The sequence below is a fragment of the Streptomyces sp. UC4497 genome, assembly GCF_054871485.1.
The window spans coordinates 47,381-63,936 of the sequence record NZ_JBTYHB010000001.1; the positions used below are offsets into that span (position 1 = coordinate 47,381).

Sequence of the window (16,556 nt, forward strand, 5' to 3'; positions counted from 1 at the left end):
CTCCGGCAACCCACCTTCTGTACGTCTTGTGTTGATTGACCTGTTGATCCATTACCCCGTCAGCCGATGTTCGTTGGGCTTGGTGACCGTTGCCCTGCTACGAGGAGTCACCTGCTCATGCCTGAGGAATTCGTGCGTCGGATGCATTTCAAAGGGTTCGGCTATGAGTGCCGAATCGTCGAGAACCCCGCTCCTCGGACAGAGCCCATCGTTCTGCTGGGCGGCTCCTTCCAGGACATGTACGCCTTCCGGCGACTGGAGAAGCCCTGGACGGAGATCGCGACGGTCATCACCGTCGACCTCCCGGGGTCCGGCAAGGCCGACGACCTGCCGGCGGAGTACGGCTTCGACTTCCTCGCCGAGGTGCTGGGCGATCTGCTCGGGCAGCTGGAGCTGGATTCCGTAAATCTGTTCGCCGCTTCCTACGGTGTTCCCATCGCGTACCGGCTGACCCAACGGCAGCCCGAGCGCGTCAAGCGCCTGATGCTCGCCGGGGCCTCCATGGAGTACCCGGCGGAGTGCCGTACCGCGCTCCGCGCCATGGTCGACAGCCTCGCCTCCGGAGACATCTCGAGCGCCTACGGCCGGGTGACGGTCGAGGCGCTCATGGCACACCCGGACCGCCCCGTCCGCAAGCGCGCCGTGACCGCCCGGCTGCTGGCGTGCACGATGAGCGCCATCACCGAGGCCGACGTACCCCGGCACGTCGCCATCCTGGAGCGCGTCCTGGCCACTCCCGGCCTCCCGCCCGGTGGCATCCCCGACGTACCGGCCCTGTGCTTCACCGGTGAGTACGACGAGTTCTCCACCCCCGACCGCGTACGCGAAGTAGCCGCAACGATTCAGCAGGGGCAGTTCGCCCTGATCCGCGAGGCCGACCATCTGCCCAACCTCGAACGGGGCAAGGAGTTCTCCCGGCTCATCGCGGACTACTTCACCGACCAGCCGATCGACACGCTCGACTTCCTGACGGAGATCGAGCGTCCGGCCCTGGAACGGGTGCCTGTCGGCGCCGCGTCGTAGTCCGCGCAGTGCGGCTCCTCGTCACTGGGACCCTGCGGCCACCAGCGTCTCGGTGATGGGTTCGAGCTCGGCGACCAGTTCGCCGAGCTCCGCGGCCGAGAGGGCTTCGTACGGCGGCAGGGCGAGTTCGTCGGTCAGGGCTTCGATGCGCTGCTTGGTCTCGCGGCCGGTGTCGGTGAACCGGCCCTCGGTGTCGACGAGCCCGCGCTCGCGCAAACCGTCCATGACCGCGGCCAGCCGCTCCTTCGGCAGATGGTGGATGCGCCCGAACGACTCCGGCGGGTGGATGCCCATCTCCAGCGCGGACAGCACATGTGCCTCCGTGCCGCCGATGCGCGCCCCGACGAGAGCGGCGATGTGCCCGTCGGCGCGGTGCTCGCGCAGCATGGTCGCGGAGTGCCACAACCGGGCGACCGGGTCGCTCGGCACCGCGAGCCCGCGCATCCCGGCATACATCACCCGGCCCGCCGTGGGCGCGCTCGTCGCCGCCTTGGTGGTCAGGTCGGCGGCGCGCACCAGGCCAGGCGACCCGGCCAGCTCGGCGCCGAGGATCCGCCGCACGGAGGCCGCGCTGCCCCGCTGCCGCGCGGCGACGGACGCCTCGGGCGGGATCGTCTCCCACGCGCTGGGGATGTGCCGCGCGGCCTCCCCCTCGGCGAAACTGTAGAAGGCCGCGTGCACGACCTGCGCCGACACCCTCCCCAGCGGAGCGGCCCGGCTCGCGAAGTAGCCGTCCCAGTACGTGCGGTGCCCGAGCGCGGCCAACTCCTCATTGCACTCGTCCGCGAAGTACGTGACGAGGCAGATCGGCTCCAGGAGCTCGAACATGCGACGGGCTGTGTGCGTCATGACCCACATCATGCCCGGACACTCAGGGCGTGAGGATCGCCCTGCCGCGGATCCGGCCGCTCTCCAGGTCGTCCAGCGCGTCCTGGAAGCGGTCCAGGGGGTACTTGGCGGTGTGCAGGCGGACGCGGTCCTGTGCGGCCAGGACCATCAGCTCGCACAGGTCGTTGTACGAGCCGACCAGGTTGCCGATGAAGTTGATCTCGGCGGAGATGATGTCGATGGTCGGGACGTCGATGTTCTCGCCGTAGCCGACCACGTGGTAGTCGCCGGCCGGGCGCAGCATGCCGACGCCGTCCTTGGTGGAGCCGCCCTCGCCGACGAAGTCGATGACCGTCTCCGCCCCTTGCCCGCCGGTCAGTTCGCGCACCCGGTCGACGTGCCCGCCGTCGGCGACGACTCCGTGGTCGGCCCCGATGGACGTGGCCAGGGCCACCGCGTCGGGATTGCGGTCGACGACGAGGACCTCGGCGGCGGTGAGGGCCTTGAGGACCTGTACGCCGATGTGCCCGAGCCCGCCCGCGCCGATCACCACGCAACGGTCCCCCGGCCGCAGCCTGCGGGCCGCCTTGGCCGCCGCGTGGTACGCCGTGAGACCCGCGTCGGCGAGCGCCGCGACGTCGGCCGGTTCGAGGGAGTCGTCGATCCGCACCACGCTGCGCGCGGAGGTCTTCAGGTACTCGGCGTAGCCACCGGCCGTGTCGATGCCGGGGAACTGGTTGTTCTCGCAGTGCACGTCGTCGCCCGCCCGGCAGGCGCGGCACAACCCGCAGGTGATCAGCGGGTGCACGATGACCTTGTCGCCCTCGGCGACGTTGGTGACGGCGCTGCCGACGGCGTGCACCCAGCCGGCGTTCTCGTGGCCGATCGTGTAGGGCAGTGTCACGCCGGACTTCTGCGCCCACTGCCCCTCCAGAATGTGGATGTCGGTGCGGCACACGCCGGCGCCGCCGATCCTGACGATCACGTCGAACGGGCCTGTGACCTCGGGGGCCGGGACCTCGGCCATTTCGAGGTTCTTGCCGTAGCCCACGACCTGGACTGCTTTCACGAGACGTTCTCCTTCGATTGGTCGTCCGCGGCTTGCGGGTAGCGGGTGCGGAGCAGCCCCCGGCAGAAGTGCGCGTTGCCGTCGATCGACACCCGGACCGCGCGGGCGAAGCGCAGCCGGAGCGGGATCTCGCCCGGCGGGACGCGTCGTCCCTCCTCGTCCACCAGTACCGGGTCGGACGGTGCCGTGCCGAGGCCGAGCGCCTCCCGACGCCGCAGCAGCGCACTGGTTGTCGCCGCGTCGGGGAGGTCCCCGAGGACCACGTCGTGCAGGTCCTCCTCGGTGAGGTCGGGGTTCTCGCGGAGCAGGCGGGTCAACGCCCGCTCCATCGCGGCGACATGGGCCTTGCGGCGGAACGTCAGCCGCAGCGCTTCCAGGTCCTTCTCGGCCTCGGCGCCGAACGTGCCGCGGTAGCCCGCGTCCGCGGCGAGCCCGCCGTTGATCAGGTCCGAGTCGTGGTGGTCGTCGAGCAGCACGTCGACGTCCCGTGTCCAGGGCAGTGCCGTCAGCGCGTCCTTGGAGTCCGAGGCCATCAGGTACGCGAAGTTGGGCGAGCAGAAGGACGTGGGGAGCCTGAGGCGGACGGTGAGCGCCCCGTCGGGGGTCAGTGTCACGGAGCGTACGAAGCCCAGGTCGGTGATCGGTTCGTCCAGCTCCGGGTCGAGGACCGTGTCCAGAGCGGCGCGGGCGGAGCGTTCCCGTGCGTCGGCGCGCATGTCAGGCCACCGCCGGTTCGGTGACACCGAGCCCCGCCGGGACCTCGATGTCGTACATGGCCGCCGCGTTCAGCCCGAGGATCTTCTTCTTCTGTGCCAGGGTGATCGGCGCGTACTCGGGCGTCATGTCCTCGGGGATCTGGAAGTCGACGAACCGCTCGATGAGCCAACGGGGCGTCCAGAGCGCGTAGTCGCTGGAGAACTGGATGCGGTCCTCGTCCAGCCAGTAGAGCAGTTCGCCGATGATCTGCGCGAAGTACCGGGGCCGGGAGTGGATGAAGGGGATCGCGACGGCGAGGCCGGCGTGCACGTTGGGCTCCTGCGTGGCGATCCAGCAGAAGTCCTCGAGGCGGGGCAGTCCGCAGTGCTCGACGACGAAGTTCATCTCGGGGAACTGCGTGGCCACCTTGTCTACGTCCGCCACGTCGAAGGCGTCCCGGTCGAGCGGACGGATCGTCGGCCCCTTGTGGATGTGCACGTTGTTGATCCCGAGTTCCTGGCACACCTCGAGATAGCGGTACGTCCACGGGTCGTCGAGCTTGTAGCCGCGGCTGTCCCCCTTCCACTCGGCGGTGTACAGCTTCACGCCCTTGAGCCGGAACCGCTCGGCGTCGCGCCGCAGTCGGTCGAGCCCCTTCTGCTCGTAGCGGGGGTCCCAGGAGTGGTTGTACGTCAGCTTGTCGGGGTGCTTCTGGGTGAGCGCGAAGGCTTCCTCCGTCTGCCCGAAGCCGCCGCGGTAGAACGCTCCCAGGCGCGCGGGCTGGAAGATGGCGTGGTCGACGTACCCGTCGACGAAGAGGTCCTTCATCAGGCGCTCGCCGCCGTAGTAGAGGTACTCCTCGTACGTCCAGAGTTCCGATTCCGGGCTCAGGTTGCGGTGGTAGTCGTAGAAGCAGTCGATGAACTGCTTGCCGTGGATGTTGAGTTGGTTCTCGGGTCGGGCGTCCCAGAGCGCGATGTGCGCGTCGACGATGAAGTAGTTCTCGCCGTCCTTGGAATACATCTGTCTCCTCGGGTCCTCGGGTCCTCGGGTCCTCGGTTCCTTGGTTCCTTGGTGCGCGTCAGGAGAACTGGATGCCGCCGTCGATCATGACGGACTGGCCCGTCATGTAGTCGGAGTCCCGCGAGGCCAGGTACGAGACGAAGGACGCGACGTCCGTGGGCTCCTCGACGCGGCCGAGCGCGATCGCCTCCGCGTACTTCTTGATGGCCCGGCCCTTCTGCAGGCCCTCCTCCTGCGCGAGACGCTCGTCGATCAGGTCCCACATGTCGGTGCCGACGATGCCCGGGCAGTACGCGTTGACGGTGATGCCGTGCTGCGCCCACTCCATGGCGGCGGCCTGGGTCAGTCCGCGTACGCCCCACTTCGATGCCGAGTAGGTGCCGAGCAGCGCGAACGGGCGGTACGCGACGATCGAGGCCGCGCCGATGATCTTTCCGCCGCCGCCCTGGGCGATCATCTGCCGTGCGGCGGCCTGGTAGGAGAGGAAGACGCCACGCAGGTTCACGGCCATGATCTGCTCGAACTCGTCGAGCCCGGTGTCGATCAGCGGAGTGACCCTGGCGATACCGGCGTTGGCGACGTAGACGTCGACCCTGCCGAAGCGGCCGGCGACCTCCTCGACGAGCGCGTCGGTCTGCTCCTTGCTGGACACGTCGGCGTGCACGGCGAGGGAACGGCGGCCGGTCTTCTCGACGCCGGCCGCCACTTCGTTCAGTTCCTCGCTCATGCCGGGGAGGTCGGCGACGGCGACATCGAGTCCGTCCGCGGCCAGCCGCTCCGCGATGCTGCGGCCGATGCCGCGGGCGGCGCCGGTGACGATCGCGGTACGGGGTGCGTTGTCGGCGGAAGTCATGGCGGGCTCCTGTGCTCGACGGCGGCGACCGCACCCGTTGTGCGGCGCCGACCATCAGCGTGGGGGCCGGGGGCTCCGTCGAGTTTTTCAATGTGGAACACAGCCGGCCCGGCTCCTGTAGCAGTGCACGGAAAACGCTCAGGGCGTCTTGGCGAACGGCCGGTTGTCGGGTACAAACACGTTCGTAATATGGCGGAAACACGCCCATCGGAGACGCCATGCTCAGTGACAGCACGGAGCGGGACCGGACCATCGCGCGAGCGCGCCTGCAATTCCTCACGCATGCGGAACCGCCTGCGCAGATCGTGCCCGAGGGCATCCGCAACTCCTGGCAGCGTTCCAAGTACTTGGGGGTCGGCACGGACGAGGTGGTCGTCCCCTACCAGCCGGATTACGACCGGGAGAGCCGCCTGGTCCGCGCCGCCGCGCCCGTCCTCGACCGGCTGGAACGGACGCTGGCGGGTTCGGACGCCTCGGTGATCGTGACGGACCGCAAGGGCTGGGTGCGCGACCGCCGCGTCGGGGAGAAGCGCCTCTCGACGCACCTGGACCGGGTGCATCTGGCTCCCGGCTTCAATTACGCCGAACAGTTCGTCGGCACGAACGGCATCGGGGTCGCCCTGGAGGAGCGCCGGCCCAACGTGGTCCTCGGCACCGAGCACTTCAACGAACGCCTTCAGGGCGTCTCCTGCGCGGCGGCCCCGATTCGCAACTCGGTCACCGGGCGAGTAGAGGGGGCCATGAACCTGACGTGCTGGAACGGTCCGGCGCGCACCCTCATGGCGGCTCTGGTGCAGGAGGCCGCGGGCGACATCGCGCGCGTGATGTACGAGTTCAGCAGCTCGCACCAGCGTGCGCTCCTGGAGGCGTTCCAACAGGTGAGCCACTACGGCGATCGGCCGGTGCTCTGTCTCGGCCAGGATCTCGTACTCGCCAACTCCGCCGCCTCCGCGCGGCTCACGGGCGACGACCATCGGCTGCTGCACGAGGCCGCCGCCGAGCTGGGGCACGCGCCGCGCACTCGCCAGGAGGTGCAACTGACCGGCGGGGAAACCGTGTTGATGCGCTGCCGCCAGGTCGACAGCTCGGCGGGCGCGGCCGGGTACCTGCTGGAGCTGGCCTTCACGGGCCTCCCGTCCGGCGGGCACAGGACCCGCTCCGGCTCCCGTACTCGGACGGAGCAGGACGCGTCCCGGCCGTGGCCACTACCGGGTCTGGTCGGGACGGACCCGGCGTGGAACACCGTCTCCCGGGCGGCGTCCCGCTGCGCCCGCGAACGGACGCCGCTCCTGCTCCACGGCGAGGCGGGAACGGGCAAGTGCGCGCTGGTCGGCGCCGCGCACGCGCTGACCGGTGCGACGTCGGCCCCCGTCGTCGTGGATGCCAAGGCCGCCGGGGCAGCGGACACCGGACCCGACCTGCCGACCGCGCTGCGCGAGGCGCCCACGGGCCCTGGCCGCGCCCTGATCCTGCGGAACGTCGACGCCGTGTCCCCCGAACACGCACCCTCCGTCGCCCAGGCCCTGGAATCCGCTGCGGCACAGGGCACCTGGATCGTGGGCACGCTCCACCGGGCACAAGGCGTACCCGAGCCCCTGAGGCGCTGCTTCGTCGAAGCGGCGGCGGTACCCGCTCTGCGGCACCGCATCGCCGACCTCCCCGCCCTGGTCGACTGTCTGCTGCGGCGCGTCGGCGCGGACGTCGAGTGCGCTCCGGAAGTGCTGCCGCTGCTGCGTCGGCACGACTGGCCCGGCAACATCCGTCAGCTGGACGCGGCCCTGCGTGAGGCCGCTGCGGGCCGCCGCACCTACCGGATCGAGCTCCACGACCTGCCGCCGTCGCTGCACAGCGCGGGCGGCCGCTCGCTCAGCGCCTGGGAGGCGTCCGAGCGCGACACCCTGGTCCAGGCACTACTGGCGGCGGACGGCAACAAACTGCTGGCGGCGCAGCGGCTCGGCATCTCCCGTACGACCATCTACCGGAAGATGCGGGCGTACGGCATCACGCTGCCGGGACGCGGCTGAGGCGGGCGGCCGGCGGGTCAGCCCCCGCGCCGCACCCGCGCGGCCTTGCGCGCCTCCGCGAGCTTGCGGGCCTCGTTGGTCTTGCGGGAGCCTCGGGCGCCGGAGCCGGAGCCGGTGCTGGATCCGGTCCCGGAGCCGGAGCCGCTCTTCGGGTTCTTGGTGCTGCCCAGACCGCGGAACGGGGTGTTCTGGTTCTTGGGGCGCTGGGCGGGGCCGCCGTCGAGGGGCTTGCCGGAGGGGGCCTTCGCGCCGGTGATGCGGCTCAGCTCCGCCTCGCCGGACCGTACCTTCGTGACCTTCGCGGTGACGTCGGCGTCCGCCATGACCTGGCTCGTCTCGCGGCGCTGGCCCGACAGGACCAGCGACACGACGGTGCCGGAGCGGCCGGCGCGGGCCGTGCGTCCCGCGCGGTGGAGGTAGTCCTTGGGATCGGTAGCCGGGTCCACGTTGACGATGAGGTCGAGGTCGTCGATGTGCAGGCCGCGCGCGGCGACGTTCGTCGCCACCAGGGCGGTGATCTCGCCGTTCTTGAACTGGGCCAGGGTCCGGGTGCGCTGTGGCTGGGCCTTGCCGCTGTGCAGCGCGGCGGCGGCCACTCCGCTGGCCCGCAGGTGCTTGGTGAGCTGGTCGACGCCGTGCTTGGTGTCCAGGAAGAGCAGGACGCGGCCGTCCCGTGCGGCGATCTCCGTGGCGACGGACCACCGGTCCGGGCCGTGCACGACGAGGACGTGGTGCTCGATCGTGGAGACGGAGCTCGACGACGGGTCCACGGAGTGCTCGGCCGGGTCGCGCAGGTAACGCTGCACCAGCTGGTCGACGTCGGCGTCGAGGGTGGCGGAGAACAGCATCCGCTGCCCGTCGGGCCGCACCTGGTCGAGGATCTCGGTGACCTGCGGCAGGAATCCCATGTCGCACATCTGGTCGGCCTCGTCCAGGACCGTGATGCCCACCCGGCCGAGGCGGCAGCCCTTGCGCTCGATCAGGTCGTGCAGCCGGCCGGGCGTGGCGACGACGACCTCGGCGCCGTCCCGCAGCGCGGCGGACTGCCGTCCGATGGACACGCCGCCCACCACGGTCGCGAGCCGCAGCCGCAGCGCCTCGGCGTACGGGGTGAGTGCCTCGGTGACCTGCTGCGCCAGCTCGCGGGTGGGGACCAGCACGAGGGCGAGGGGCTCCTTGGGCTGGGCGCGCCGCCCGGCGATGCGGGCGAGCAGCCCCAGGCCGAAGGCGAGCGTCTTGCCGGAACCGGTGCGGCCCCGGCCGAGGACGTCGCGTCCCGCGAGCGCGTTCGGCAGCGCCGCCGCCTGGATGGGGAAGGGCTTCGTCACCCCCTGCTCGTCGAGCGTGCGCAGCACCGCGGCCGGGAGACCGAGCTCCGCGAAGGACGTCACGGGAGCGGTGCCCGGCGTCTCGTCCTGCGGTCGGGCGTCGTCGGCACGTGCTGATTCGCTCACAGAGAGCCTTCCTGGCGAAGAGGGGGCCGTACCGAGGAAGGCGCGGCGGGGACGCGGCGGACGGCCGGCGGCACCCGACGGGGCACCGGCACAGCTGCGCTGCAAACGCTCAACGCTAGCACGGGACGCCGGGCGGCCTTCACCCAGCGCTCCGGCGCCCCTCCGCTCCCCTGTTTCAACTCCGGTGTCCACTTGCCGAGTTGAACAGGTGCCATGGCCACGGGCCGGATAGGGTCACCGAAAGGTGGGTGGGACACGACGGGGGGAACGCGTTGGATCACCTGACTGAAGCGGAGCCGGGCCACGGCCACAGCGGCGGGACTGCTTCCGAACCCGAACCGGTGCTGCCCAACGCACTGCGCGCCTGGCTCGGCGTGGTCGCGGCGCTCTCCGCGCTCGTGGTCGTCGCGCTCGGGGTGATGTACGCCGGGCACAGCGAGTCCGGCCGGGTGGACCGGTGGTTCGTCCAGCCGACGGACGACAGTGTGCGGCCGCCGTGGCGGGGCGTCGCCCTGGCCGTCGACTTCCTGGGGGAACCCGTGGGTGCGGCGGTGCTGGTCGCGGCCGCCGTGGCGTGGTGCCTGCTGCTGCGCCGTCCTCGCGCGGCGGTGCTGGTGGTGGCCGCGGTCGCCCTGACCGTGGGCGTGGGGACGGTCGTCAAGCCGGTGGTGGGCCGCACCATCCATGGTCCGGGCAACCTGTCCTATCCGAGCGGGCACACCGCCTTCCTCACCGCGTTCGCCCTGGTCGTGGCGCTGGTAGCGGTCGGGCGGCTGGGGCTCGGCAGAGCGGCCGGGGCCTCACTCGTGTTCGGCGCGGCGCTGGCCGCGGGCGCCGTCATGGGGTGGGCGGAGGTCGCCCTGAGCGCCCACTATCCGACGGACACGGTCGGCGGCTGGTGCACGGCGCTCGCGGTGGCGCCCGCGACCGCGTGGCTGGTCGACCGGGTGGCGGACGCCGGTCGACCAGCTCGCCGCTGACGTCACGCCAAGCGGCGGAACACCGGCTTCACCGGCCGTCCGGCCAGCCACGGCGTGGGGTCACCGGCGTCGACCGCCTTCCGGTACACCGCGCACGCCTCGGCCACCACGTCGACGGTGCGGTCGATGTCGGCGTCGCCGAGCGCGCTGCTCACCACGAACGACGGGGCGAGGACACCGCCCATGAGCAGGTGGCGCAGGAACAGGGTGCGGTACTCCTGGGACGGCTGCCCGTTCTCGTCGAGGGTGGCGAAGACCAGGTTGCTGGACCGGCCCCGGACGAGGACGTGTTCGCCGACGCCCATGCTCGACGCGGCCTCGCGGACCCCGGCGGCCAGGCGCTCGCCGAGGGTGTGCAGGCGGGCGCTGATGCCCTCCTCCACGTAGGTGCTCTGGACGGCCATCGCCGCCGCCAGGCAGTGGGTCTCCGCGCCGTGCGTCGTGGAGAGCAGGAAGACCCGCTCGCCGGAGTGGCGCAGCCCGCCGTGCTCCATCAGCTCCCGGCGCCCGGCCAGCGCCGAGACCGCGAACCCGTTGCCCAGCGCCTTGCCGAACGTGGAGAGGTCGGGCACGACGCCGTACAGGCCCTGGGCGCCCGCCTCCGACCAGCGCAGACCGGTGATCATCTCGTCGAAGATCAGTACGCAGCCGTGCCGGTCGGCCAGCTCGCGCAGGCCTTCGAGGTAGCCGGGCGGGGGCTCGCTGTGGGCGGCCGGTTCGAGGATCAGGCAGGCGACGTCGTCCGGGTACTGGGCGAGGAGTTCCTCGGTGGCGGCCAGGTCCCCGTACGGGAAGGACACCGTGAGGTCGGTCGTCGCCGTCGGAATGCCCGCCGACATGGGCGTGGTGCCGATGAACCAGTCGTCGGTGGAGAAGAACGGATGGTCGGCGCAGATGGCGACCCGCCTGCGCCCCGTGACGGCGCGCGCCAGGCGCACCGCGGCGGTGGTGACGTCGGAGCCGTTCTTCGCGAACTTCACCATGTCGGCGGTCGGCACGGTGGCCAGGAAGCGCTCCGCGGCCTGGACCTCGACGATGGACGGCCGGACGAAGTTGCTGCCGCGGTCGATCTCCCGCCGCACCGCCTCGTTCACGCGCGGGTGGGCGTGGCCGAGGCTGACCGAGCGCAGCCCCGAGCCGTATTCGATGTAGCGGTTGCCGTCGATGTCCCACACGTGGGAGCCGCGTCCGTGGCTGATGACCGGGGCGAGGTGTTCGGGGTACTGGTCGTCGCCCTTGGCGTACGTGTGCGCGCCGCCGGGGATCATGGCGTGCAGCCGCTCGTTCGCCGACCGCGACCTGGGCAGGTCCAACTCTTCCATGGGTACGCCCTCAACTCCGCTTCTGCTTCAGGACGTCGGCGAGGCTCGGCGCCTCCCGGTCCCGCTTGGACATCGACGTGGCCGGCAGCGGCCACGGAATGGCGAGCTCCGGGTCGTCGAACGCGATCGTCACGTCCTCGGAGGGGTCGTGCGGGCGGTCGATCCGGTACGAGGTGTCGGCGGTCTCGGTCAGCGCCTGGAAACCGTGCGCGCACCCCGCCGGGATGTAGAGGGTCACCTGCGTCTCGCCGGACAGCTCGAAGGTGGCGCGGTTGCGGTACGTGGCCGAGTCCGGCCGCAGGTCCACGACGACGTCGAAGATCTTCCCGTACGAGCAGCGCACCAGTTTGGCCTCGCCCTTGCCGGCGCGCAGGTGCATGCCGCGCAGCACGCCGCGGACCGAGCGGGACACGCTGTCCTGGACGAAGGCGTGCGGGTCGAGGCCCACGCTGCGGAGCACGTCGGCGTCGAAGGTGCGGCAGAAGAAGCCGCGTTCGTCGGCGTGCGGCGTGGGTTCGAGCAGGAACGCCCCGGCGATCTCCGGGACTTCGGTCAGTTTCATCGATTCCCCCGAGGTGCGTGGTTCCGGCCGGTGGCCGGGAACAGGGTGTCGGTCAACGCGTTGAACTGGTGGGTGAGTTGCTGTGTGGTGGCCTGGTTCCGCTCGACGAGGGTCTGGCGCAGTTCCGCGGAGCGCTTCTCCAGCTCCCGGAACTGTTCGAGGAGCCGGTCGGCGTCGATCTCGCGCGCCGGGTGGCAGTAGGCGCCGAGGCCCATCCGCTCCATGAGCGCGTCGCTCTTCGCCGCGTATGTGAGGGCGAGGGTGGGGGTGCCGGACTTCAGGGCGCAAATCAGGTTGTGGTAGCGGGTCGCGACCACGGTGTCGGCGGCGGCCGTCTCCTTCATCAGGTCGGCGAGGGAGGCCGTCTCGGCGGCGGTGACCAGCGGCGAGTCCACCGCGTGGAGGATCGCCTCGACCACCGACGCGTCGCAGTCGTCGCCGGTGAGCAGCCTGACCCGCCGGCCGTCCTCGACGAGGGTGCGGACGAACCGGGTCGTCCCTTCGAGGTAGCGCCGGTGGATCTCCTCGGCCCGCGCCCGGTCGTCGTTGCCGCCGTGGAAGTCCATGACGCCGACGCAGACCGTGCCCTCGCCCGCCGTGGCCGCGGGCACCGGCAGGGCGAACGCCAGGTCCGGATAGACCGCGTCGCGCGCGGTGTTCACTCCCATCGCCCGCATCGCGTCGCGCGACTGGGCGTCCCGGTACGAGCGGTAGGCGGCGAGCCGCGCGGACCAGCGGACCAGGACCCGGGTCGGCCTGACCCGGATCTCGGCGGCGCCGACGCTGACCAGCGCGACCTTCGTGCCGAGCAGCCGGCCGCTCGCGCAGAGCAGGAACAGTGAGTACGGGAACCCCCACGGCCGCAGCGGCAGGGTGGCCTCCAGGACGCCCATGCCGGGCACGATCACCACGTCGTGCCGGCGTACCCAGGCGGCGGTGCGGACGACGTCCACGAGTTTACCGAGGCCCTTGGTCACGAGCGCGCCCGCGCGTGACGCGGTCCGGTACTCGCCGCGGTTCCAGTGCAGCCGCTGCGCGGGGATCCCGTACCGGGCGGTGACGACGTCGGGTCCGCCGCACAGCGCGTCCACGGGCGCGTCCGGGTGCTCGGTGCGGAGGTAGCCGAGGACGGCCTCGAGCGAGCCGTCGTTGCCGAGGTTGCCAGAGCCGAGCAGGCCGAACACCCCGACGCGTGGGCCGGCGTTCACAGGCGCCGCTCCTTGCGGCCGGCGACGAGGTCGTCGATGGAGACGTTGAGCTGGGCCGGGTCGACCGGCGCCCGGTCCTCCACGCGCTCCCCCGCCCCCCGCCGGGTGCGGCTGGCCGCCCAGGCGGCCAAGTGGCCGTAGCACGCGCGGCGTTCGGCCGAGGACAGCGGCGCACGCCGGATCGCCGAGACGAAGCCCAGGACGTACTCGGCGAGCAGCCGGGGCGTCGGGTGCAGCGGTCCGGCCCTGCGCGGGTCCAGGTTGACGCAGCGCGAGCGCTTGGACGGATTGGCCCGCTCGGCGCGAGTGGGGTGGTCGCGGCGGAAGTACAGCAGCTCCGGCACCTGGTAGAAGGGGCCGTGCAGACCGATCTCGGCGACGAACGTGCGGTCGGCGTGGTGGTAGCTGTCGTGCGGCTTCACCTTGCGCAGCACGTCGGCCCGGATCACGCCGTAGAAGTCGTCGCCGCCGGGCTCGAACAGCATGCTGCGGAAGCGGGCGGGCGCGCGCGGCGAGTCGGTGTTGAGCGTGTACGCGTAGGGGACCTTGACCTTGCCGTTCTCGTCGATGACGGCCTGGTCGGCGTGGGCGAGGATCACGTCGGGGTGCTCGTCCAGGGCCTGTACGCAGCGGCGCAGCAGGTCGCGGGCGTAGAGGTCGTCGTGCGAGGCCCATTTGAACAGCTCGCCGTGGCACTGGGTGAACACGTAGTTGTGGTTCGGGGCGGCGCCGATGTTGCGGGGCAGCCGGATGTAGCGGATGCGCGCGTCCCGGGCCGCGTAGTCGCGGCAGATGGCCTCGGTCCCGTCGGTCGAGGCGTTGTCGGTGATGACCAGCTCGAAGTCCTCGTAGGTCTGGCCGAGCAGCGCGTCGAGGGACTCGGCCAGGTACTCCTCGCCGTTGTAGACGGGCAGGCCGATGCTCAGTCGGGGGTGGGCGGTCATGTGGTCCTCACTTCGGGGGTGGTGTTGTGGTGGTGCTCGCGCAGGGCGTACCGCAGGTGCAGCCACCACACGACGGAGCCGGTGACGGTCGCGGCGGCCACGCCCCAGGCGGAGCCGACCGTGCCGCCCGCGGCCGCGCCGCCGAGCCCGCCGCCGACGTAGCAGGCGGAGGCGATCAGTTGGGAGCGCAGGCTGAGCCGGGCCGCTCCCAGCGCGCGCAGCCCCGCGGCGGCGCCGCTGCCGAGCCCCGCGCCCGCGACACCGATGGTGACCGGCACGATGAGCTGCGAGGCGGAGCTCCACACGTCGCCGAGCACCAACTCGCCCGCCCGGTCCGGCACCAGGAGCAGCGCCCCGCCCCACAGCAGCGCGGCGACGGCCTGCCCGCCGCCGAGCAGCAGGCAGAACCTGCCGAGGCGGTGCGGGGCCCGCCGCAGCACCCGGGCCGCCTCCGCGACGGTGACCAGGGAGAGCCCCATCAGCACGGCCATGAACGGACCGAGCAGCAGTTCGGCGCCGCGGACCACGCCGACCGCGCCGACCCCGACGATCACGCCGAGCCCGTACGCCCGCAGCTGGCCGCCGCCGCTGTTGCTGACGTTCTCGACGAGGTAGCGGGTGCCAAGGTCGCGGTGGTCGCGCAGCCACGCGCGCGCCCCGGTGAGCCGGGGCCGGATGCCGGACTGGAAGCAGCCGTACACGGCGGCGACCGCGGCGGAGCCGCCCCAGGCGAGCACGAAGGCAGGCACGCCGCCCACCCGGCCCGCCACCACCAGGGCGGGGACCAGAGCGACGCACCACACGATGTCGTTGACGAACGCCTTGCGCCCGGCGCCCGCCGCGAAGAAGGCGAACCGCCAGGAGTCCTGCAGCAGCAGTCCGGGCAGGACGATGCCGAGGCAGGCGAAGGCGGACCCCATCCGGCCGCCGACGGCCAGGCCGATCACCAGGCAGGCCGCGCCGAGGGCGACACCGACGCCGAGCGCGGTACCCGACGACCGGGCCACCGCCCCGCGCCAGGTCGCCTTCGGCACCGCGCTGAAGCGCACCATGAGCGGGTCGGTGGCCAGACCGCGGGAGACGTTGAGCACCACGCCGTACGTCACCCAGGCCAGGCTGAACACGCCGAACGCGGTCACTCCCAGGGAGCGCGCCACGTAGATGCCCACCGCGAAGTTGGACACGCTGGAGGCGGCCTGGTCGGCGAGGCCCCAGGACAGCCTGCCCGCGAGGGCGCGTCTCGCGGATCCGACCTTCGTCTTCTCCTCCTCGGTGGTCATCGACGTCATTCCTTGACCAGCCCCGCCCTGTGCAGGGCGTCGGCCGCGTCGGCGACCGTGTCGAACGGCAGCCCGGACCGCTCGGCGACGTCGAGCAGACTGTGCTCGCCGTCGGAGAGGTTCAGCACCCAGAGCATCGCCATCTGGGCCTGCTTGGTGTCGCTGCGCCCACCGAGCGCGTCGTACAGTCCACGCCGCCCCAACTGCGGCTCTCCGTAAGGACTCTGGTTGAGGTAGCGCCGGTTGCGGTCCAGGACGGCGAACGCCTCGCGGCAGACGGCGAAGGTGTCCGCCATCGCCTCCGGGGAGACGAAGTCCAGGTCGTCCGCCGAGGTGTGGTACTCGGGGTAGCCGGCGTACGGGGTGCGGGTCAGCGAGCCCACGCCGAGGTCGAATCCGGGCGAGCAGTACTGCCGCTCGTCGTATCCGTACGGAGTGAACTCGGTGACGCGGTGCGGGCGTTCGGAGGCGGTCAGCACATGGCGCAGCACCCGGTCGATCTCCGCGTCGCCGCGTCTGCTCCGCTTGTACGTGAGGTCCCCCCGGTCGCCCGCACAGGCCAGCACGAGGCCGTGCTTGACTCGCTCCACGCGGTCCTTGTTGCGGGCGAGCCAGGTGATCGCGCCGATGGTGCCGGGCGCGAAGATGAACCGGTAGGTGTAGTACGGCGTGTGTTCCGCCAGCGCGCGGGCCAGGTACGTCGCCACCGCGATGCCCGCCAGGTTGTCATTGGCGAGCGACGGGTGGCAGGTGTGGCAGGAGACGATCACCTCCTCGGGAACCTGACCGGGCACGATGTGCTCGGCGTAGGTGAGGTGGCCGTCCTCCAGGGTGGAGTCGACGCGGACCTCGTACTCGCCGTCCGGCAGCGCGTCCAGGGTCTCCTGGGACAGGCAGAAGCCCCAGTCCGGCTTGTAGTAACTGGTGCGGTACGGCACCAGGTTCGGCTGGTCCGGCAGCGTGTGCAGGTGGGCACGGAGCTCGGACAGCGGCATCGTCGCCGACACCGGGACGCTGTAGCCGAGCACGTGCAGGCTGGACGCGGCGAAGTCGACGACCCGCCTTCCGGACGCGTCGGCGATGTACGCGTCGCGGATGTTCCACTCCTGCGGCACCGTCCAGTCGAGGACCTGGGTTCCGGTGGGCACCTCGTGCACGTCGAGCGGGATGTACTCCCCGACGATGTCCAGGGTGGCGCGCACACCGTCGCCGGTGATGCTCCGGCAGAGCGGATACATCCGCTGCACCAGCTCGTGCATCGCCGCACCGGCGCCTTCGTTCACCTGCATG

General features: G+C 71.4%; 15 protein-coding genes. 3 read left to right on the top strand and 12 right to left on the bottom strand.

Going from position 1 to position 16,556, the window contains the following annotated elements; translation table 11 throughout:
- Positions 1–117: 117 nt before the first annotated feature.
- A complete protein-coding gene (locus tag ACYSUO_RS00120) occupies positions 118–1,023 on the top strand; it encodes an alpha/beta fold hydrolase (RefSeq protein ID WP_461773879.1) in 906 nt (301 codons plus the stop codon).
- A 21-nt stretch (positions 1,024–1,044) separates the two neighbouring features.
- On the opposite strand, the gene ACYSUO_RS00125 is transcribed toward ACYSUO_RS00120, so the two are convergent.
- The 5 genes from ACYSUO_RS00125 to ACYSUO_RS00145 are packed head-to-tail and all read right to left on the bottom strand — an operon-like array spanning position 1,045 to position 5,492.
- On the bottom strand, positions 1,045–1,872 hold the full coding sequence (locus ACYSUO_RS00125; RefSeq protein ID WP_461773880.1) for an SCO6745 family protein: 828 nt from the start codon (positions 1,870–1,872) through the stop codon (positions 1,045–1,047).
- A 22-nt stretch (positions 1,873–1,894) separates the two neighbouring features.
- Positions 1,895–2,920 carry an NAD(P)-dependent alcohol dehydrogenase gene (locus ACYSUO_RS00130; protein WP_461773881.1) on the bottom strand — a complete coding sequence of 342 codons (1,026 nt, stop codon included), beginning with the start codon at positions 2,918–2,920 and terminating at the stop codon, positions 1,895–1,897.
- Positions 2,917–3,636, bottom strand: coding sequence for a metal-sulfur cluster assembly factor (locus ACYSUO_RS00135; protein WP_461773882.1), 720 nt, complete (start codon positions 3,634–3,636; stop codon positions 2,917–2,919). The genes ACYSUO_RS00130 and ACYSUO_RS00135 overlap by 4 nt, the downstream gene beginning before the upstream one ends.
- 1 nt (position 3,637) lies before the next feature.
- A complete protein-coding gene (locus tag ACYSUO_RS00140) occupies positions 3,638–4,639 on the bottom strand; it encodes an amidohydrolase family protein (RefSeq protein ID WP_461773883.1) in 1,002 nt (333 codons plus the stop codon).
- Positions 4,640–4,697: 58 nt separating this feature from the next.
- Positions 4,698–5,492, bottom strand: coding sequence for an acetoin reductase (locus ACYSUO_RS00145; protein WP_461773884.1), 795 nt, complete (start codon positions 5,490–5,492; stop codon positions 4,698–4,700).
- A gap of 218 nt (positions 5,493–5,710) precedes the next feature.
- Between ACYSUO_RS00145 and ACYSUO_RS00150 the strand changes: the two genes are divergently transcribed.
- Complete coding sequence (locus ACYSUO_RS00150) at positions 5,711–7,516, top strand: sigma-54-dependent Fis family transcriptional regulator (RefSeq protein ID WP_461773885.1); 1,806 nt, start codon at positions 5,711–5,713, stop codon at positions 7,514–7,516.
- A gap of 17 nt (positions 7,517–7,533) precedes the next feature.
- Here the strand turns inward: ACYSUO_RS00150 and ACYSUO_RS00155 are convergent, their stop codons facing one another.
- Entirely contained in the window at positions 7,534–8,970 is a 1,437-nt protein-coding gene (locus tag ACYSUO_RS00155; protein ID WP_461773886.1) for a DEAD/DEAH box helicase, read from the bottom strand.
- Positions 8,971–9,251: 281 nt separating this feature from the next.
- On the opposite strand from ACYSUO_RS00155, the gene ACYSUO_RS00160 reads away from it, so the two are divergent.
- Positions 9,252–9,950 (top strand): phosphatase PAP2 family protein, encoded by a 699-nt coding sequence (locus tag ACYSUO_RS00160; protein WP_461774350.1) that lies wholly within the window; start codon positions 9,252–9,254, stop codon positions 9,948–9,950.
- 2 nt (positions 9,951–9,952) lie between these two features.
- On the opposite strand, the gene ACYSUO_RS00165 is transcribed toward ACYSUO_RS00160, so the two are convergent.
- From ACYSUO_RS00165 to ACYSUO_RS00190, 6 genes are read right to left on the bottom strand one after another with little or no spacing between them, the layout of a single operon-like run.
- The gene (locus ACYSUO_RS00165) at positions 9,953–11,272 is read right to left on the bottom strand and encodes a glutamate-1-semialdehyde 2,1-aminomutase (protein WP_461773887.1); all 1,320 of its coding nucleotides are present in this window, start codon (positions 11,270–11,272) and stop codon (positions 9,953–9,955) included.
- Positions 11,273–11,282: 10 nt separating this feature from the next.
- Positions 11,283–11,834, bottom strand: coding sequence for a dTDP-4-dehydrorhamnose 3,5-epimerase (gene rfbC / locus ACYSUO_RS00170; RefSeq protein WP_461773888.1), 552 nt, complete (start codon positions 11,832–11,834; stop codon positions 11,283–11,285).
- On the bottom strand, positions 11,831–13,042 hold the full coding sequence (locus ACYSUO_RS00175; protein ID WP_461773889.1) for a polysaccharide pyruvyl transferase family protein: 1,212 nt from the start codon (positions 13,040–13,042) through the stop codon (positions 11,831–11,833). The genes rfbC and ACYSUO_RS00175 overlap by 4 nt, the downstream gene beginning before the upstream one ends.
- A complete protein-coding gene (locus ACYSUO_RS00180; RefSeq protein ID WP_461773890.1) occupies positions 13,039–13,986 on the bottom strand; it encodes a glycosyltransferase family 2 protein in 948 nt (315 codons plus the stop codon). Before ACYSUO_RS00180 ends, ACYSUO_RS00175 begins: the two co-directional genes overlap by 4 nt.
- Positions 13,983–15,275, bottom strand: a complete 1,293-nt coding sequence (locus ACYSUO_RS00185; protein WP_461773891.1) for a hypothetical protein — start codon at positions 15,273–15,275, stop codon at positions 13,983–13,985. The genes ACYSUO_RS00180 and ACYSUO_RS00185 overlap by 4 nt, the downstream gene beginning before the upstream one ends.
- Positions 15,272–16,555 carry a DUF4910 domain-containing protein gene (locus ACYSUO_RS00190; protein ID WP_461774351.1) on the bottom strand — a complete coding sequence of 428 codons (1,284 nt, stop codon included), beginning with the start codon at positions 16,553–16,555 and terminating at the stop codon, positions 15,272–15,274. Before ACYSUO_RS00190 ends, ACYSUO_RS00185 begins: the two co-directional genes overlap by 4 nt.
- Position 16,556 lies beyond the last annotated feature (1 nt).